19 protein-coding genes are annotated in these 19,022 nt (G+C 56.2%); 3 read left to right on the top strand and 16 right to left on the bottom strand.

The genetic code is table 11. The features are described 5' to 3' along the window. Positions 1–43 precede the first annotated feature (43 nt). Positions 44–1,042 carry a flagellar motor switch protein FliG gene (gene fliG, locus BMZ14_RS02795; RefSeq protein WP_074794361.1) on the bottom strand — a complete coding sequence of 333 codons (999 nt, stop codon included), beginning with the start codon at positions 1,040–1,042 and terminating at the stop codon, positions 44–46. After that, positions 1,035–2,747 (bottom strand): flagellar basal-body MS-ring/collar protein FliF, encoded by a 1,713-nt coding sequence (fliF, locus tag BMZ14_RS02790; RefSeq protein WP_074794358.1) that lies wholly within the window; start codon positions 2,745–2,747, stop codon positions 1,035–1,037. The genes fliG and fliF overlap by 8 nt, the downstream gene beginning before the upstream one ends. Before the next feature lie 218 nt (positions 2,748–2,965). On the opposite strand from fliF, the gene fliE reads away from it, so the two are divergent. Beyond that, positions 2,966–3,316, top strand: a complete 351-nt coding sequence (gene fliE / locus BMZ14_RS02785) for a flagellar hook-basal body complex protein FliE (protein WP_256208340.1) — start codon at positions 2,966–2,968, stop codon at positions 3,314–3,316. A 179-nt stretch (positions 3,317–3,495) separates the two neighbouring features. On the opposite strand, the gene BMZ14_RS02780 is transcribed toward fliE, so the two are convergent. The 10 genes from BMZ14_RS02780 to BMZ14_RS15220 form a co-directional block, all read right to left on the bottom strand. Beyond that, positions 3,496–3,810 carry an EscU/YscU/HrcU family type III secretion system export apparatus switch protein gene (locus BMZ14_RS02780; protein WP_074794355.1) on the bottom strand — a complete coding sequence of 105 codons (315 nt, stop codon included), beginning with the start codon at positions 3,808–3,810 and terminating at the stop codon, positions 3,496–3,498. Beyond that, the gene (gene fliK, locus BMZ14_RS02775; RefSeq protein ID WP_074794352.1) at positions 3,788–4,855 is read right to left on the bottom strand and encodes a flagellar hook-length control protein FliK; all 1,068 of its coding nucleotides are present in this window, start codon (positions 4,853–4,855) and stop codon (positions 3,788–3,790) included. Before fliK ends, BMZ14_RS02780 begins: the two co-directional genes overlap by 23 nt. An 85-nt stretch (positions 4,856–4,940) precedes the next feature. Then, on the bottom strand, positions 4,941–5,270 hold the full coding sequence (locus tag BMZ14_RS02770; RefSeq protein WP_074795496.1) for a flagellar protein FliT: 330 nt from the start codon (positions 5,268–5,270) through the stop codon (positions 4,941–4,943). Between the two features lie 5 nt (positions 5,271–5,275). Next, positions 5,276–5,743: a flagellar export chaperone FliS gene (fliS, locus tag BMZ14_RS02765; protein WP_074794349.1), complete on the bottom strand. Its 468-nt coding sequence runs from the start codon at positions 5,741–5,743 to the stop codon at positions 5,276–5,278. Between the two features lie 31 nt (positions 5,744–5,774). Then, positions 5,775–7,790, bottom strand: a complete 2,016-nt coding sequence (gene fliD / locus BMZ14_RS02760) for a flagellar filament capping protein FliD (RefSeq protein ID WP_074794346.1) — start codon at positions 7,788–7,790, stop codon at positions 5,775–5,777. Between the two features lie 224 nt (positions 7,791–8,014). Beyond that, a complete protein-coding gene (locus tag BMZ14_RS02755) occupies positions 8,015–9,181 on the bottom strand; it encodes a flagellin (RefSeq protein ID WP_074794343.1) in 1,167 nt (388 codons plus the stop codon). Between the two features lie 610 nt (positions 9,182–9,791). Then, positions 9,792–10,418 (bottom strand): response regulator, encoded by a 627-nt coding sequence (locus BMZ14_RS02750; RefSeq protein WP_074794340.1) that lies wholly within the window; start codon positions 10,416–10,418, stop codon positions 9,792–9,794. Next, positions 10,415–11,971 carry a PAS domain-containing sensor histidine kinase gene (locus tag BMZ14_RS02745; RefSeq protein WP_256208339.1) on the bottom strand — a complete coding sequence of 519 codons (1,557 nt, stop codon included), beginning with the start codon at positions 11,969–11,971 and terminating at the stop codon, positions 10,415–10,417. The genes BMZ14_RS02750 and BMZ14_RS02745 overlap by 4 nt, the downstream gene beginning before the upstream one ends. A gap of 60 nt (positions 11,972–12,031) precedes the next feature. Continuing rightward, a complete protein-coding gene (locus BMZ14_RS02740; RefSeq protein WP_074795492.1) occupies positions 12,032–12,358 on the bottom strand; it encodes a thioredoxin family protein in 327 nt (108 codons plus the stop codon). A gap of 27 nt (positions 12,359–12,385) precedes the next feature. After that, positions 12,386–12,562 (bottom strand): hypothetical protein, encoded by a 177-nt coding sequence (locus BMZ14_RS15220; protein ID WP_218144960.1) that lies wholly within the window; start codon positions 12,560–12,562, stop codon positions 12,386–12,388. 331 nt (positions 12,563–12,893) lie between these two features. On the opposite strand from BMZ14_RS15220, the gene BMZ14_RS02735 reads away from it, so the two are divergent. Beyond that, positions 12,894–13,211: a hypothetical protein gene (locus tag BMZ14_RS02735; RefSeq protein ID WP_074794338.1), complete on the top strand. Its 318-nt coding sequence runs from the start codon at positions 12,894–12,896 to the stop codon at positions 13,209–13,211. A gap of 160 nt (positions 13,212–13,371) precedes the next feature. Further along, positions 13,372–13,500, top strand: a complete 129-nt coding sequence (locus tag BMZ14_RS15350) for a hypothetical protein (RefSeq protein ID WP_256208337.1) — start codon at positions 13,372–13,374, stop codon at positions 13,498–13,500. Positions 13,501–13,779: 279 nt separating this feature from the next. Here BMZ14_RS15350 and flgL read toward each other — a convergent pair whose 3' ends face one another. The 4 genes from flgL to BMZ14_RS02715 all read right to left on the bottom strand — a co-directional run bounded on the left by flgL (position 13,780) and on the right by BMZ14_RS02715 (position 19,002). Beyond that, complete coding sequence (gene flgL / locus BMZ14_RS02730; protein WP_074794335.1) at positions 13,780–14,715, bottom strand: flagellar hook-associated protein FlgL; 936 nt, start codon at positions 14,713–14,715, stop codon at positions 13,780–13,782. A 79-nt stretch (positions 14,716–14,794) separates the two neighbouring features. Beyond that, on the bottom strand, positions 14,795–16,705 hold the full coding sequence (gene flgK / locus BMZ14_RS02725) for a flagellar hook-associated protein FlgK (protein ID WP_074794332.1): 1,911 nt from the start codon (positions 16,703–16,705) through the stop codon (positions 14,795–14,797). Positions 16,706–16,882: 177 nt separating this feature from the next. Continuing rightward, on the bottom strand, positions 16,883–17,923 hold the full coding sequence (gene flgJ, locus BMZ14_RS02720) for a flagellar assembly peptidoglycan hydrolase FlgJ (RefSeq protein WP_074794329.1): 1,041 nt from the start codon (positions 17,921–17,923) through the stop codon (positions 16,883–16,885). Continuing rightward, complete coding sequence (locus BMZ14_RS02715) at positions 17,923–19,002, bottom strand: flagellar basal body P-ring protein FlgI (protein WP_177186917.1); 1,080 nt, start codon at positions 19,000–19,002, stop codon at positions 17,923–17,925. The genes flgJ and BMZ14_RS02715 overlap by 1 nt, the downstream gene beginning before the upstream one ends. Between the last annotated feature and the right edge of the window lie 20 nt (positions 19,003–19,022).

The raw sequence follows: 19,022 nt of genomic DNA, 5'->3' as shown, positions 1-19,022 counted from the left end.
GGTGTTTTTCAAACTCTCCCGTCAATCAGGAAAGGGGTTAAATCTAGATGTAACTCTCTTCGCTCTTGCTTCCGAACGCAATCCGGTCCTCATCGGCAAGCCGTCGCACAATCTGTAATATTTGCTTCTGATGTGCCTCCACCTCGCTTACCCTCACCGGGCCCATGACTTCCAGGTCTTCGCGCAGCATTTCCGAGGCCCTGTTGGACATATTTCTGAAGATCTTTTCGCGTAATTCCTCTGCGGCGCCTTTTAGTGCGATGACGAGCGAACCGGACTCGACTTCTCGAAGTACCAGTTGAATACCACGGTCGTCAATGTCCATCAGGTTCTCGAAGACAATCATCTGGTCCATGATTTTTTGCGCGAGGTCTTCGTCGAACTCGCGCAAATTGCCGAGCACGGAACTCTCGGCTGCGCTACCCATGAAGTTGATGATTTCCGCTGCCGTGCGAATTCCACCCACTGGGCTCTTGTTGATATTTTCACTGCCCGAAAGCAGGTCCGTCAGCACTTCGTTAAGTTCACGCAGTGCGTAGGGTTGAATTCCCTCCAGCGTGGCGATGCGAAGCAGCACGTCGTTGCGCAGCTCCTCGGGGAGTTGCCCCAGAATGTCGCTTGCCTGGTTGCGGTCCAGATGCACGAGGATGGTGGCGATGATCTGCGGGTGCTCACCCTTGATCAGTTCCGCCACCGATTGCGAGTCGATCCACTTAAGGCCTTCTATACCGCTGGTATCGCTGCCTTCCAGGATGCGGCTGATAATATCGGTGGACTTATCCTCGCCCAAAGCTCTTTGCAGTACTGTGCGGGCATAACTCTCGGAATCGAAATCAAGCAAGAGTGTTTCTCCGGTAGCACGGCTACAGAAATCCTGGAGGACGATATCGACCTGCTCCTGGCTCACATTCTTGAGTTTTGCCATCGCCATACCCAGTTTCTGCACCTCGAGAGGATTGAGATGCTTGAGTACCTTTACTGCTTCGTCCTCGCCCAGCGACAAAAGCAGAATCGCACCCTTGTTGATGCCTTCCTCATTCATTGCCGGTTACCCAATGCTTGACCACGTTTGCCACCACCTTTGGATCATCTCTGGCCAATTGCTTGGCAAAAGCCAGGTTCTGTTCATACTGAGAGAATTGCGGCACTTGCTTCAAAGCGGGCGCCGGTTGCTCGGATTGATCCTCTTTTTCCTCGGCAGGTTCGGTCAGCAATGGAACCGGTGGTTGATTCGTACGTTTCAGCATCGGACGCAATACACCCAGCACCAGATACAGAACCAATCCCCCGATCAGCAAATTCTTTGCTGCCTGCTGGGCAAGCTCGATCATTTCCGGTTGTTTCCAGAGCGGGAGCTCGGGCGTGATTTCCTGAGGCATCTCGCTAAATGGGCTATTCACCACATTCAAAGTATCGCCGCGCTCCTTGCTGAAACCCATTGCCTCTTTTACCAGATCGGTAATCTGTGCCGTTTGGGATTCGGTCAGGGGGGCGCTGCTGACGGCTCCATTTTGATCCGTTATCTTGCGATGATTAACCACCACCGCGACGGATAGCCGCCTGATTCCCCCCACAGGTTTTCGGACATGCTGGATTCTCTTGTCCACCTCATAGTTGATGGTGGCGTCCTTGCGCGTGTTGGATGGCGGCCGGGGGCTGTTTGTCTGCGCATCAGGCGATACAGGCGGGGCGGCGCTGGTAGTTGGGGTCTGGCTGAGGGGCGAGCCCGGCGGCGTAGTAATGGGCGCTGTTGCCGGCATGGGCGGCTGATTGGAAAGCGCGCCTGGCACCCCGCCCTCCACCTGGCTGCTGCTGGCTGATTCCGAGGTCTGCTGGCTGCGTATCGTGGAACTGCCCGGGTCCTGGTTGGGCTTGTAGATTTCATCCATCTGCTCGGAGTGAGCAAAATCAACATCCGCGGCAACTTGAGCGTGGACATTTTCCTTGCCGACGATGGGCGCTATGATGGCCTCGATGCGTCTTATATAACTCTGCTCCAGCGCCAATAAATACTTCAACTGATTGGGATTCAAACCGGTGCCGGTATCCGATTCATCGGTTTTGCTCAACAGGTTGCCTTGCTGATCCACTACCGTGACATTGCTGAGAGGCAAGTTCGGAACGCTGCTCGAAACCAGGTGCATAACCGCGTTCACCTGCTGCGGGTCGAGTACACGCCCCGGGTAGAGGTTTACCAGAACCGATGCGCTGGGCTTCTGCTGTTCGCGCATGAATACCGATTGCTTGCCCATGGCGAGATGGACCCGTGCGGTATCCACTGCCGCAAGCGCCTGGATTGAGCGGGCAAGTTCGCCTTCCAATGCACGCTGAAAGTTGACCTGTTCAAGAAACTGGCTGGTGCCGAACTTCTGATTTTCCATCAGCTCGAAACCTACCAGCCCGCCTTTCGGCAAGCCCTGCGCGGCCAGTTTGAGTCTGATATCGTGGACCTGATTGGCGGGCACGAGAATCGCGCCTCCGCCTTCCGCAAACTTGTGCGGCACATTCATTTGCTGGAGGGACGCAATGATGGCGCCTCCATCACGGTCTGACACGTTGCTGAAAAGCACTTTGTAGTCAGGTGTCTGAATCCACATCCACCCGCCCGCCAGCAGTGCAATAATGGCCGAGACACCCAGCATCAGCCCCATTTTCTGCTGGCTGGACAACCGGGCCAGAAAACCCTGAGCAAAATTCTGAACCTCGCCCGCCGGGACGGCCGCGATAGCTTCCGCCCCTACCGCCATGACGTTGTTTCCGGAGATTCAAGGAGAATCGAAAAGGATTTTTTATTGATCGTCATATTCGGGGCCGAGTCTGGGTCACCGCAGGTTTAAAGGAATTTGAGCATTATCAACATACGCGGCGGTTTTAAAACAAGGAATAAAAGCGGGTTTTCCGGTTATTTCAGTGCATGGTTTCGAGCTTGTGGCTGGTATCGTGCAACCTTTCCAAAAAAGTGTTGATGGCGGAGCCCAAGATGGATGTATCGAAAATAGACGCATTGCTCGCCCAGCTGCAGACCGGGGCCGCGCGCGCAGCCGGAAAAACGGCTTCAGCTTCGACGATATCGGATACCGGCGGGAATGGGAGCGTTGATTTCACTACAGTGCTCAAGAAGTCGCTGGACCAGGTCAACAACACCCAGCAGCACGCGGCGAAGCTTGCACGGGATTTCGAACTGGGCACACCCGAGGCAAATCTTACCGAGGCCATGATCTCGATGCAGAAAGCCTCGATCTCGTTCCAATATACCGTGCAAGTGCGCAACAAGCTGGTAACGGCATACCAGGACATCATGAATATGCCGGTATAAAAAGCGCTTTCAGCGTAGCTCTGGCAGGATGAATGAAGCGGAGCGCAACGCATCAACCGCTGATGGTGAATCAGCAGCTTGCCATCCTTTGTTGATTAATGAATCCAGCTTGTAGAACGGTCTTGCGGGTCGATGAGCGAATGGAGCTAAAACATGCGGCGCATCGAATAACGGAATACCTAATCTGCACGGGGAAGCGCCGAAATTTCCATTTTGGTTTCCATTCTGGTCTCCATCTTGTAAAGCCAGGCGAGCAGTTCCGCCACCGCGCGATACAGCTGCGGGGGAATATATTGATCCAGATCCACCTGCATCAGCAGGGATACGAGTTCTGGCGACTCGTGCACGTAGATACCATGCGCCCGTGCCTCGCTGATGATGGTCTCGGCAATCAGGCCGCGGCCCTTGGCGACAACCTGCGGCGCAGTTCGGCCTGACCGGTAAGCCAGCGCCACTGCGACTTCTCGCGCCTTATTTCGCTCCGTCTTCTTCATCCAGATCCACTCCTATCCCCAGCAGCTTTATGCCTGCGGATTCCAATCCGCTCACCAGCGGCGCTGCACCGGCGCGCAACATGAACGCCGTGACAGGCTCCTCCGCGATTAACCGCACTTCCACTCCATGAGCGTCGAGCCGCAGGCTGGCGGAGATTTGCCCCAGATTAGGCAGGGCCAGGTTCAAGCGGGTTTGCCAGGCTGCCTGGGCCTGGCCTGATTCATCGGGCTCGTCGGATTCAGCGGGCGCCGAGCGCTTTTCCTCGGCCACCTCCCATTCAATGGGCTGTCCGGGCCACGCCAAACCTTGCCAGCTTATCTGCCGTGTCTCGAAAACATCCAATTGCTGCCGCACCAAATCGAGGGCGTCGGGATGAACCGGTGCATGGCCATCGGTGGCAATATCACGCCTCATCCCTGGCGTATTGGACCCACTCGCCTGGGCATTCGTATCAGCCAGGCGTGGACGCAGCCCGGACAGGGGCGCTTGTGGCTCAAGCAGCAAATCTCCCAGCAGCCTGGAACCGGCTACCCACTGTGCCTGATGAGATTCATAAAACAAACCGCTAAAACCTAACGCGCCGGCCAGATTTCGAGCCAGTTGAACACCGTCTGCCGGTGGCGCTGAAAGCAAAGGAATTGTCCCGGACAACGTGGCCCGGCTGTTCGGGAAGGCCGAATGTCCTAGCAAGCCACTGATGAAGCGACCTGTTTCGCTCAGCGGAACGGAAATTGCCGTGGGGGACGAAGTACTGGTCATGAGCATGAATGCAGGCCGTGGATGCCGGGAGACGAAAATCAGGTTCAGCGCATCGCCGGGTCGCGTTCCGGTGGGCAGCTTCATGTGCATTAGCGGGTTCTCCGCCATATCCGGTGTATCCAGCGCCACGGAAAACTCCCCGTTGGAAAAACCAGCTTGCACTCTTGCCCGTAATTGCTGACCTGGCTGGAGTGCCGTCAGAAAGGCGTAACTCGCCTGCCGGTGGGCGGATGAACCGCTCGGGCGGGCGGAAACTATCGCATTGAGCGCGTTGAGTGCAGCCATTTTCGATATTTTTACGAGTTATATACTATGCTGTTGCACTATCCGTTGCATTATTCCCCGTACTGTCCGCCCTGTGCCCGGATGATTACCTGCCCGTGTTATCATAGGCCCGGTGCACTCGACGGGCCATTCCGGCGTTGCCAAGCAAAGTCTGCACGTGCTTCAACCAGGGTTCCGTGTAAACGCGTATTTCTGCATCATCGGCCAGAATTTTGCGAATCAGCTCGACTTTCTGACGCTGCATGCGAGCCGTGAGCCTCACAGGGGGCACAGCCTTGAGTTGCGCTACCACGCCGGCGCAACACCGCTCAAGCACCGCCAATCTATCCCATTCGCCGGCTCGGGCTGCTTCCTTCATCTCACCGGTAAAACTGGAAATGGACTGAAACGCCGCAAGGACTTCCGCACTGCTCATCGTATTCACGCTTTTCCCAAACCGTTGACAGCGAGAACGGGAGCCGGGGAGGATGAGGAACCGGAATCCCCATTAGCTGGCGAGGATTTGCCAATCGCTTCCCACGCTTCCCCCAATTCACCTAGCAGGCGAGCAACTTCTTCGATATATTCCGGTTTGTTGTGCAAATTGGCCAATAACAGGCGGTGGCCCATGTAATCGTAGAGGGCATTCAACTGCTGTGCCAGTTCGCCGCCAGCCTTGATGTCCAGGCTGGCTTGCAGGCCGGAGTTGATGATAGCAATGGCCCTGGAAACGGCTTCTCCCTTGGCCTTGATCTCGCCGCTCCTCATATGGGCAAGGGCGGAAGACAGCGCCACCTGGGCACCCTCGAACAGCATCAGGATGAGTTTGTGCGGGCTGGCTGCGATAACGCCGGTTTCAAGGCCAACGCGGGCGTAGGCGTTTACGCCGTTGCGTGATGTTGTATACATTGTGACTGCTCCTTCAGGGACTACCCTTCGTTCAGGAATCTGAATTATTCTTCGGTAAGGCTGCCAGTTGCTGCTGGAGAAACTGACTGGTCTGGTTCAGGCTGCTAAGCATCACGTCCAGCGCAGTGAACTGCGCGCGGTAGCGCGCTTCGGTCATGTCAAGGCGCTTGATAAAATCTTCCTGGCGGCGATCGATATCCTTGATGCTGGCGTTGATTCCATCAAGGCGGGTGGCAATGATTCCGTCATTCGCCAGCAGATCTTCCGCCAGCTTGTTCAGCCTGTCGGCGTAACCGCGAGAGAAATCAACCACACCTCGCGCGCCCAGCGGGCCACCGTTTATGATGAGGCGCAAGCCCTCTGCGGCCTCCCCTTCCACAGCCGTTAGTAACTGGCCTGTCCCCATCGCGGCTACGCCATTAATGGTGCCAGCAACATCTGTTCCCGGCGTTGCCGTTGGACTCGCACCCAGCAGATCCGCAGCCCCATTGCCGCCGGGTACGGTCACGCTGGAGGCAGAGCCGTAACGCGAGGATGTAATACTTATCACGCCGGCCGACTGCGAAACGACAGCAGAGATGCCTGCCGTTGTCAGGTTGGCAGCCCCGTTCAACTTGCTGTGCACTTCGGCAGCCAGCGCATCGGCCGATGCATAAATCCCGGCAGCCAGCGTAATGCTGGCTGCAACGCCATCAATCGTGACATTCAATTGATCATTGACACCCGCGGTAATGGTCAGCCCTGCCGGTTGGCTACCCGTGAGGCTGCCCATGGCAGCCAGCCGGGTGATCTCTATTGCATAATTTCCGGCGGCAGTCCGGGTGCTCGCGCCCTCATAAGCAATCAGGCTGTCCGCGGGCTTGCCGCGCGCAGCGAAGAGGCTTGCGATACGGTCAAGACCGGCATCAGTTGCGGTTTGCAGTTTGGCTGCGTCCAGTGCCAGACTGCCATCTTTCTGAAAGGCGACACCAATTTGAGATAACGAAGTAAGGGTGCCACTCGGGTTTCCCACTGAGGCTGATACCGTGGCGCGTAGCCATCGCTGGATTGAAAGCGCTGCCGAATCGCCCTGCAGTACCCCACCGCTGTTGGCCGCCGTGTTGTAGGAACTGAGATCTGCGAGCGTCTGGTTGACGGTATTGTACGATTTGACGAATGCTTCCACTGACGCCTTGATACCCGCGCTATCGCGCGCCACCTCAAGTGAGGCCGGACTGCCGATGTTGCTTTTAAGCAGATTGAGTGTCACGCCCTCGATCGCGTCGGTAATCGTATTCGAGCTCTTGCTGATGGCGATTCCATCGATCTGGAGCTTGGCGTCCTGAGCCGCCTGGGCCTGGGTCAGATTCTTTCCCGCACCAGCCGCAGCGGCCGGGTCGAAAGCAAGGCGGGATAAGCCACTGGTATCCAGGTTGGCGCCATCGTCATCACTCGCCGTGATCTTGATGCTGTTTGAGGCACCCGCATCCTTTGAGCTCAATACCAGCCGATTACTGCTGCCGTCGTTGATGATAGTCGCGCTAATGCCGATATTGGCCGCGTTGATCGCGTCACGCACGCCAGAAAGCGTATTGTTGGATGGGTCGATTGTTACTGTTTCCACGGATTTTTCGCTATTCAGGGTAAAAGCGTTCACACCGCTATCATAATTACCGTACTGGAAGGTCAAGGTGCCGCTACCGACCATGCTGTTGATTTCCGCAAAACCCTCTGAATGGACTTTTTGCTGTTGCGCCAACTGTTGCACTTCCACCGAGTAGCTGCCCGGTACCGCCTTGCCATTTGTGCCGGCAGTGGCGGTAAATATCGAATTGTCTCCTGAACTGGCCTTTACAGCCTGGAACTTGGCCGGGTCCGCAAGCCCCTGCATTGTGGATTGAAATGCGGACAACGCGCCTTTTAGTGTCCCATACGCGGATAGCTTTGCCTTGTAATCTGATTCACGACGATCCAGCAGCGCGAGCGGTTGCCGCTCAACTGCCATTAACTGGCTGACGATGCCATTGACGTCAAGGCTCGAGCCCAGACCTGATGCTGTAATACCCACGCTTATCTCCTGGCTGCCATTACGTTTTACTATCCATTACGACCTGAAATGCAATGGATACGTATTGATTGGCGCGATTGTGGGGGTCCATGCGGTTGCCGGATACCGTGCGGTTCAGGCTGCGTCTGACTCGCACTTGTTAAAACCCCTCATGAGTTTCAGTAAAAGGAATCCGGGGCCAAGACACTGCCCCGGATTTCCTGACGCCCAACCAAATAACCCGATTAACCTCTCAGCAATGACAACACGCTTTGGGGCAGTGCATTAGCCTGAGCCAGCATTGCCGTTCCAGCTTGTTGCAGCACCTGGTTCCTGGAGAGGACGACCGTTTCAGCGGCGAAATCGGTGTCCACGATACGGCTGCGGGAGGCGGACAGATTCTCTGCAGTGGTTTGCAGGTTCGAAACCGCGGAGGAAAAGCGGTTCTGATATGCGCCCAGGTCGGCCCGTGCCGCATTAAGCGCACTCAACGCGGAATCCATCGAAGCAATTGCAGAGTCGGCGCCAGCCGTAGTGTCGATGGCCAACGATGCGAAACCGACGGTACTGCCTACTGTTGCCGCGGTCGTGGCGGCGGTCAGGCCGGTTCGCGCCGTGTTGGCCGCCCCACTGAAGGCCACGGTAATGCCGGCGCTGGAAGTGCTGGTCAACGTCACCAGGCCAGCCGCATCGGCTGCAGCGGTAACGCCCGATGTACTTGTCACCAGGTTGATTGCCGCTGCGACTGCTGCCCCCTGAAGGGGAGCCGTGCCAGCGGCGGCTATGGCGCCCACGTCCACGCCATTGATTGTAAGGTCACCCGCCGCGATGTCGTCCGTTGTCGCTGTGAAGGCTGAGGGGGCAACGCCGGTCACGCTGCTTGTGTAGGTGGTGGTGGTGCCCAGGGACGCGCTCTGCGCATTGGCCAGGCTGGTGATGTTGATGGTTTCGCCGACGTTGGCGCCGACCTGGAATGCCTGATTGGTAAAACTGCCATCGATCAGCTTGATGCCGTTGAAAGCGGTCGTCGAAGCCACGCGGTCGATTTCTGCCTTGATCTGCTGAACTTCATTGTTGAGTGCGGTACGGTCGCTTACGCTATTGCTCGCATTACGCGATTGCACGGCCAACTCCCGGATACGTTGCAGATTGTTGCCGATTTCTCCCAGCGCGCCTTCGGCTGTCTGCGACATGGAAATACCGTCGTTGGCATTGCGGACCGCCTGGTTCAGGCCACGAATCTGCGAAGTCATGCGTTCCGAAATAGCCAACCCTGCGGCATCGTCCTTGGCGCTGTTGATGCGCAGGCCGGAGGACAGGCGTTGCAGTGTGGTAGCAAGCGCGTTCTGTGAGCTGTTAAGATTGCGTTGCGCATTCAACGCAATCACGTTGGTGTTGATAATTGCAGCCATGTAAATCTCCTTGACTAAGTTTTATGGGATACGCCTCACAGCGTTAACTTCGGCTCGTCCCGATATCCGAGACTGATCAACCGCTGTTATGCTTATTAACGGAGGCTCAGGAGAAACATTTAACAGGCTAGTCAGGTTTTTTTGCGCAATGCCTTCGGGCCTCCTTCATGTCGCAGGAGGCGCAAGATTCAAGGTTGGGCTACCAGGCGGAAGGCAGCCTCCTTGAGCAATGAGGAAAGCGTGTTTCCTCATGCCGCTACGCCGTCCGTAGTCGCTACTAAATGAGCAATAATCATGGGGAGAATGATAAGGGAGCAGCAGGCTATGCAATTTGACGATTAAATAGCAATTCGCGCCGTATTTCCCGATTTGCTCCAGAAGCTATTGAAACGAGACGAGGGGTTGTCGACGCGATAACAAGAATGTGCCGACACCTGTTGATCATGAGCAGGCAGTATATATATCGGCGCACACGCGCCCCAGGGCAGGATAAATACGCTACCGTCAGAGTGGATTGGAGCTCGGGGGCTACTACAGGGGCTACTACAGGGGCTACTGCAGGGACTAAAGGGAATGATCGAAATCCTGGTATTTCCCCTGACAAGCAGAATCAGACCAGACCGTTCCTGATGGCGTAGTGGGTCAATTCAGCGTTGTTCTTGAGTTTCATTTTTTCCAGCAATCGGCTTCGGTAGACGCTGACAGTCTTGACCGACAGACACATTTCCTCAGCCGCATCTGTCAGGCTTTTGCCCGAGGCAATCAGGCGCAGGGTCTGGTATTCGCGATCGGATAACGTTTCGTGAAGCGGACAGTCATGACCAGCACCAAGATTGTCGGCCATCGCTTCAGCCAACGTCGTCGTAAGATACTTGCGCCCCCTCGAAATTTGCTGGATCGCCGCCATCAGTTCGCTCGGCGCGCTTTGCTTGGTGAGATAACCGGATGCGCCAGCCTTCAACGCCCGAATTGCGTACAGGCCCTCTTCATGCATGCTGAGCATGAGAACGAAAATTTTCGGGCATTCTTTCTTGATCTGCTTCAGGATCTCGATGCCGTTGCGGTCCGGCAGGGAGATATCCAGCACGACGACGTTCCACTCAGCCTCGCGTATCTGCCGCATCGCCTCGCCACCGCACCCAGCTTCCCCGATCTGCATGACCTTACCGCTTTCCAGCAAAATTTGACGCAAACCCTGGCGGACGATGGCGTGGTCGTCCACGATCAGAACATTCATGACCGCGGCGCCTTCAATTCCATGACCGATCGCACAATGTCTGGCTCGGGTACCGGCACAAGCGGAATGGCCAGATGCACGGTTGTTCCCAGCGTGCCCTCCTGCCCTCGGCTGACAGTCAGTTTTCCATCGAGAAAGCTTGCGCGCTCGACCATGCCGCGAATCCCGAATGAATCAAGTTTCCTGAGATCTGTCAGGCTGATCCCACAGCCGTTGTCCCGTACCTCCATCTCCAGTTGCTTCTGATTCACTCCCTGCTTCTGATTCAGTCTTGATGTCATCTCCAGCCGAACCCAAACACGGGAGGCCCGCGCATGCTTCGTAATATTGGTGAGAGCCTCCTGAAAAATGCGAAATACGGCAACTGCCATATCGGGCTCCAGGTCAATATCCTGCTGAGAGCATTCCACCTCGCACGGGACGCCTAGCCGCTTGCCGAATTCCTTTGCCTCCCATTCGATAGCGGCGACGATGCCGAAATCCATTATTCCAGGACGCAGGTCACGTGAAATGCGCTGGATTGAATGCATGGTACGGTCCACCATCTGGGAGACAGTACGGACTTTTGCCAACAGGGGGAGATTATCGCCACCGCTGCCAATATGGCGGGCAAGCCAGTCGAGATCGATCTTGATGGCTGTGAGATTGCCCCCCAGGTCATCGTGGATCTCCTGTGCGATGCGGATACGCTCGTGTTCTCTTGCCGCCATGGCGTGCGCTGACATTTCCTTGAGCCGTTTGTGGGATTCCTTGAGTTCTTTTTCTCTAAGCCTGCTTTGCGTGACATTGATTATAATTCCTTCCCAGATCACGCCTACACCCTTCTCCCGGCGGGGGCTGGCGCGCAGACTCACCCACTTTACGTCACCGTAGGACTCTATCCACAAGCGGCCTTCCCAATTCCAAATTGCCAGACTTGCCGCTGACTGCGCCTTTGAGCTGCGCAAGCTCTCCCGGTCTTCCGGCAGCACAAGATCCACTAGCAGTGCGGGGTCCGCCTTCAGTCTCTCGACTTCGATGCCGAGCACATTGATACACTGATCGCTGATGAACGGGATGAAATGCCCGCCGTCCTCGCCCTGTATATATTGAAATACCATGCCGGGTGAGTTGGCCACGATCGCCAACGGCTGGGCTTCACCAATCCCTGTCGATGTCGCAGCCGTTCGCCCTTCCAGTTGCTCCTCATCCCGTTTCCGCAGAGTCCTGATGTCCCCGGTGATCTCTCTGGCGATGATGATAAACAACGATTTGTCCGGACCTCGCCATAAAAGCAAGCGCACCGACACCGGAAAAGTAGCGCCGTTCTTGCGCCTGAAGCTTGTTTCACCCTCTATTTCCTGTTCTTCATCCGCAAGTAATGGAGCAAGCAATGGCAGCAGGCTCCCGGTAACAAACGCAGGCTCTCCATCGCGTGGCATCAGTTCCCGCAATTCAGCCATCGAGTATTGCAGATCGAACTGGGCAGTTCTATTGGCGTATTCGCATCTGAGTGTATCGGCATCGATCAGGTAGACGCCGGCATTCGAATTGGAGGATGTGCTATTGCTCATAGAATTCCAGGATTTACGGAGCAGATACTGTTTTGCGGGGCGAGCCCGGGATGCGAACAATCATGGCAATCTGCTTAATTTATCCAAAGCCTCGCTGATCGCCGCAGAATCGGCAGGCCGGACCAGCCGGGCGATTTCCTTGCCCTGATTCAGGAAGATCAGGGTCGGCCAGAGCGTAACCCTGAAGGAACGTCCAAGAGGACGTCCTTTGCCATCTTCGACCTTGATATGGAGTATGGGTGGATGTTCGGACAAGGCCGAGGCAATCAGCGGTTGCGCGGCTCGGCAATAGCCACACCAGGGAGCACCGAACTCCAGGAGAGCGGGTCCATTCAGTGAATCGATCTCGGCACGTGTTGGCTCAACAGCAGAGTATACATTGTTCATAACTGCCATTATATTCCACTTGAGCACTCAGATCGCACCTCGCGCGATAATGCTGTAGCTGTCAAAACGCACGCAAAGAAACGTCCGGGAACCATTCAAGCCACGAGAAAAAATGAACCCGGCGGCAGGAAATGATGCAGTAACATTCCTCAATAACATGGCCGACTCTGCTGCGGTGTTTAAGAGCAGCTCATCATTATCCATTATTCCGTCAGGGTAGTAGTTTATCCTCGTCCGTGCTATAACGGCCCGTTATCAGGGCACAATTTTGCCGTGTCCGACGTTGATGAGGGAAGGATATATCCAAAAGGCAAGCCCGGTAACCCACTGGCTAAAGCCAGTGGGTTACCGGGTTTCTTTCCTTTTCCTCCACCCACTGTACGGAAAGCGCTGCAAGGAAAGGATGCAAATTCATGCCGGGAAATAATCCGGGTGAAAAACGGATTCAGGCATTTCATTATCTAATGTCATCTACACCTTTGTTTTAGAGTCGCCGAAGTCAAACGAAGGATATTTGGCTTTTTATGGAGCAACAATGCGCGTGATAATTAACGTACCCGGTCTATGGGAGAACTGGGATCCGAATCAAAGGGACCACAATATTTACCGTCCGGCGGTAGAACGCTACATCCAAATTATGCGAACAATGACCTATGCCCGCAGTCCTGCCGTCCGTCTAATGATGCAAAATCAGGTCGAACCAATTATTTTCGCTATGCCCAATGAGGAAATGAAGATCAGGACATCGGACGGGCGCCATAGGATCACTGCCGCGCATGAGCTTGGATTAGCCACAATCACTGCGCTCGATACCCCAATGGCGCAGATGATCAAAGATATATACGGTATCTGAATAAGAACGCGAGAGTACTCAATTATGAATCTCAGGCAACAGCTTCGGCGATCGAGTTCGGAATCCAATCTGTGAAATTAACGAGATTGTTTCTCTTGAATTCCCGCTCTCCCATGCACGATGTGGACTACGACGCTTGCGCAGTAAAGGAGCATAGTTCATGATCTTGAGACCACCTAAAATTCCCGCGATCTATAACCAGGTCCACGGATGGTGGAACAACGGTGGCAACATTCAGTACGAGCGCACACGCGATCATCGCTGGACCGGCGGCAATATCTCTCCGTAACACCCTCGCGATAGCGGCAGGTGAGGGGCCGTTCAGCATCCAGATCAACAATATTGCTTAAACGCAGTGGCGGCACCGCACGGTACTATAAGAATAGAAATAGACTGTACGCTTATGCCATGTGGTACAGAATTCAATGGCTGCTTATTCCAAGTGCCTCGTTTAATCTGGCCAATCCTGATGAATTCACTTTCCAGCGGCACCAAGCCTAGCCTCAAGGGAGGCTCATGAGGGGCCGTAGCCGAGGCACCTTGCGGCGGCGATTCAGCGGGCGCGGCATTACCGTATGTAATCGAACAACGACAGCCCCTGAATTTTCAAAAACGCCTTCTGTGTTGCCTCCAGATAGGCCTGCTGCTGGGTCAGATCACTGATGCTCTTGGCGTAATCGACATCCCGAAGCTCTGATAGCTGTTGTGCGTACTGGATGGTCAAATCGTCACCACTCTCATTGAGCGTGTCCACTTCCTTCATGCGCGTGCCCACCGATGCATGAACGCGCAATACATTGTCCAGTGCGTTGGACAAATTGCCCTGGGCAGCGCTCAGGCCAGTCGAGAACGCGGCTTTGCCGGCGGCATCAGTTTGAGGCGTCTCGAGTATGCCGATCAGATCGGAGAGCGTCTTGAACATGCTTTGGTACCCGCCTCCCGAGGCGGGAATTCGCTCGAAGACTTCTCGTCCGGACTCGTTCACGCCGAGTTGGCGCGAAGCGCTGACCTGGACCATGCGCACGCCCTCATCGCCAAAATACTGTACCCCACTGCCCGTATCGGCAAACGGCTTGGTCGCTGCCTGGAAGCCGGAAAACAGATATTGTCCGTTCCCATCGGTGCGGTTGGCAAGCCCCATCAATTCATCCAGATTGCCGCGCAGTTCGGTTGCGATCGCGCTGCGTCCGCTGCCGGTAAGCGTGCCGTTCCCCGCGTACACTGCAAGTTCCTGCGCATTCTGCAGCAAGTTCGTTACGTCGCCGAGGATGGATTCCAGCATGCCGAAGCCTGCCATTGCCTGCTGGCGGTTTGAAGCATATTGTGTATTGCCCGCATCCGCCTGGGAGACCTCCAGCGCGCGGACATGAGCGGCGGGATTATCAGACGGCGTAAGGATGCGCCGCCCACTGCTTATCTGCTCGAGGTTCTTCACTTGTGTAGCCTGCTGGCGGTTTAGGGCCGCAATCCCTAATTCATAGCTGGTATTACTGCTGACGCGCATTCGTGACCTCTCCTATGCTGATTCCATCTCTATCCGATCCTTCTTGCCTTACCTGTAAAGCGTCTGCGCAGCCGGTTCGTTACCTTGTTATATCAAGCAGAGCGTCGAACATCTGGTTCGCGGTCTGTATCACCTTGCTGGCGGCCTGATACGCCTGCTGGTAGCGCAGCAGATTGGCGGCCTCCTCGTCCAGATTCACGCCCGACTCCGATTGCTGCAAAGCCCGGGCCTGGCTCAGCAGGGACGCCTGGGCAGCACTGGTTACTTCCAGTTCACGGGTCTTGTAACCCACCAGGCTGACAACTTGCCCATAAGCGTTCTGGTAGCTCGCCGTGCCGCCAGCGAGGGTTTTGGTACTTTGCAGCGCACCCAGCAGTAAGGCGTTGCGGTTATCGAGCGCACCGCTGGAATTGGGACCGATGGTAAATGTATCGCCCGGCTTGGGCGAACCTGTAATCTGCACCGTCCATCCGTTATAGCTGACTGAACTGCCGGGACTGAATGTGACGCCGGTTGGATCGCCGGTCCCGGCGCCGCTCACATCGAAAGTCGTGGCGCTCGTGAAAGTAAAGGTAACCCGTTCTCTTAGGTTTGCATCTGTTGGCGGCGGTACATTGACAGTGCCGGCGGTAATGCGTCCGGTGCCGGTGTTGGTGGTTGGCGCATCGGTCCGGATCGGTGCGGCGGCGGCGATCAGATTGGTATCCTGTATCGCCACCTCAATCTGACCCGCTCCGTTTGCAGTCGGCCGGATGATAAATTCATCCCCTGCGGCAACAGTCCCCGAGGTAAGGCTCAAGCGCACACCGTCCACAGTCTGCGGAAACGCGGCAAACGTTTGCACGGCGCCATCGCTGAGCCGCGTCAAGGTGTAATCGGCCCCGTCGTAACGCAGGCGATAATCGCTGGTGGAAAGATTGCGGGGATCCGAAATTTCGGCGGCCATGATTGCGTTGCCGGTGTTGCGGGTTGACGCGCTTACCGATGGCTCCGGCAAAGTAAAAAAATCGGCGCCCACATTACCCTGTATATCCTGCCCCAACCGGTGCTGGTCATTGAAGGTGGCCGCCAAGCCAATCGCAACGCGCCCCAGTCCATTTCGGGCAGCATCGAGTTCACCTCTGCGAAATTGCAAGAGGCCGCCCAACTTGCCGCCATCCAGGCTGGATTCCTTGACCGGGATGCTGTTGCCTCCGGAAACATAAGCCACTTCAAGGCGGCGGGGGTCAATCGGAGAAGCCGTGGTTGCGAGTTGGAAAGCCGTTGAACCCACAACCAGGGACTGACCTGTGCCGATAAATATGCTGTAGCCGCCATCGCCTTGTTCAACGACCTTGGCGCGGACCTGATCGTTCAGTTGCGTGACCAGTTCATCGCGCTGATCCCGCAGATCGTTTGCGGGTTGCCCTCCTGCGCTGCTCTCCGCCAGGCTGATGGTGCCGTTCAGCTCACTTATCCTTGCCGCCAGCGTGTTGATCAGTGAAACGCTATTCTCGATCTGTGCGTTCACCCCATCGCGAATCTCATCGAGGCTGTCGTTCAGCGACTGAAACCGTCGCACCAGCACCTCTGCATTGGACAACATGGACTGCCGCGCCGCCACATCCGACGGACTGGTGGCAACATCCTGCACGCTCCCGAAAAACTCCTGTAGTGCAGGCGACAGGCCGAGGCGCCCGCTCGTGTCCGCCAGCAGGGTGTCGATCTGCTTCATTTGAGCAAGGTGGGTATCGAGCTGGGTGGATTCGGTTTTCGCCTGTGTGACCTGATTGACCAGGAATTCGTTGTACACGCGTCTTACTGTATCGACCTGCACGCCCCGGCCGATATATCCGCTACCGGTAGCTTGCGCCCCGCCGGTGGACTGAATAATCTGCTGCCGGGTATAACCCGGCGTGGCTGCATTACTGACATTGTGCCCGGCAACGAGTAACCCCTGCTGAGCAGCTTGGAGCGCACTGAGGCCGATGCCGAAAATACCGTTACCCATGTTATATCCTAGCTTTCCCGTTCCGCCCCATATTCAGGCGCATATCCATGTTCATGTTCATACATGATGTTAACGGCCTTGGACTAAAAATATTTAGCCGGCCCCCTATGAGTTATACAAACCAGGCACTCCCAATTGAGCAAAGAGCCGGACAAAAAAAATCGCAATGGCCCCGTTTCAGGACCAGGGCGTGGTCCTTATAATGCGGTTCAGCTTGCTGGCATAATCCGGATCGGTTGCGTAGCCCGCCTGCTGCAAGCCTTGCGCAAAACCTTCCGCGTCCAGACCCTTCGCCACCCGGGCCATCAGTTCCGCATAGCGCGGGTTGCTGCTCAACAGATTGGCATAGTCGCGGAAAGCATCCGCGTAGGAGGGATAAGTGCGGAACTTCTCAACGCTTTTATGGGCTATTCCGTCGATGTACTCCGTCGTTACCGTTTCCACTACCGGTCCTTTCCAGTTGCCGCCTGCCTTCACGCCGAAGAGGTTATGGCTGGGCGTGCCGTCTGCGCCGCGAATCTCCCTTTTACCCCATCCGCTTTCCAGTGCGGCCTGTCCCAGCATGAATCGTGCGGGTATGCCGGTGGCCTGGCTGGCCTGCTGTGCATATGGCATGAGTCTGGCCTGAAACTCGATCACCTGCGATTGTTGTGGTTGCGTTTGCGCTCCCGGCTGAAGTGGCGCGGTTCCCGCCCGTGCAGATGGGCCTGGCGATGCCGGCAGCTGTTGTAATGCCGGTATCTCCGATCTCGATGCCTCCGGCTCGGATGCCCCCGACCCTGATACCGGTGCCCGCTGCTGCCTGTATGCATCCACCTGCAAAGGCGCCACAGATGGAGTTTTTATGACAGGTGACTGTCCAGGGAAGGCAGTGTCAGGTGCCTGTGCTTCTTCTTCCAGCCCTGGCACCCCATGACGCAGTTGCCGTATCATCATGTCGGCCAGGCCAATACCGTTGGAGGACATGCTCTGCGACAGCTGCTGATCCAGCATCGAAATATACAGACGGCTCTGTTCGCTATCCACCAGGCTGTCTTTCGGCGTTGCGTCGCGCATGCTCTTCAGCATCATGTTCATGAACAGCGCCTCGAACTGTTTCGCGGCGGCTTCAAGCGCAGCCTGGTCTGTTTTGTTCCCTGCGCCGCGCACGATACGCAGCTCATTTACAGCCTGTACATCAAGAGCGAATTTGGTGGAGAGATCAGCTGAAGCAGCCATCAGATGATCTCCAGCTCAGCCCGAAGTGCCCCGGCGGATTTCATCGCCTGCAGAATCGACAGCAAATCCTGCGGTGTCGCCCCGATCGCGTTCAGTGCTTTGACCACCTCGGCCAGTGACGCGCCTTCCACCATGGTAAGCATGCCGGATTCCTGCTTGATTTCGATAGTCGAGCGCTGCGCCTCCACCGTCCGTCCGCTGGAAAACGGTCCGGGCTGGCTGATTACCGGCTCTGTACTGATTACCACCGACAGATTGCCGTGAGCAATGGCGCAGGCCTCAACTGTCGCCGCCTGGTTCATGACTACCGAACCGGTACGGCTATTGACGATAACCTTGGCGTGCATCTGTGCAGGACTGATGTTCATGCTTTCAACTTCCGCTATGAATGCCACGCGCTCATCGCTGCCACGCGGTGTGCGCACCTGCACCGCCCTCCCGTCCAGGGCGGATGCCGTGCCTGGACCAAAGCGGCCATTGATGCCGTCCACGACGCGCCTGGTAGTGGAAAAATCGGTATTGTGAAGCTCGAGCCGGATATGATCGCCTTGACCCAGCAGGACGGGGACAGCACGCTCCACAGTGGCGCCGCCGCTGATACGCCCGGCGCTGAGATGGTTGACCTGAACCTTGCTGCCGCTAGCCGAGGCGCCGATTCCTCCGACCAGCAGATTACCCTGCGCCATTCCGTAGACCTCGCCGTCTACCCCTTTAAGCGGGGTCATCAGCAAGGTGCCTCCACGCAAACTGCGGGCATTGCCCATGCTGGACACGGTCACGTCGATTACCTGCCCCGGCTGGGCAAGCGGCGGCAACACGGCCGTAACCATCACCGCAGCCACATTCCTCAACCGCATATTGGTCCCGGGTGGTACGTTGATGCCCATCTGCATCAGCATGCTCGTCAAGGTCTGGATGGTGAAGGGTGTCTGAATGGTCTGATCGCCTGTGCCATCGAGTCCCACCACCAGGCCGTATCCTACCAACTGATTCGGCCGCACACCCTGAATCGAAGCCAGATCTTTTATACGCTCGGCTTGCGCCGGAGTCAAAACGGCACAGCACCCGAGCCATAGCATCAGCAGCGCCGGCAGGATTT

It is taken from the genome of Nitrosospira briensis (genome assembly GCF_900115125.1).
Classification (GTDB): Bacteria; Pseudomonadota; Gammaproteobacteria; order Burkholderiales; family Nitrosomonadaceae; genus Nitrosospira; species Nitrosospira briensis_A.
Note: the sequence above shows the minus strand (reverse complement) of the source record. Positions and strands in the feature narration are given on the sequence as shown.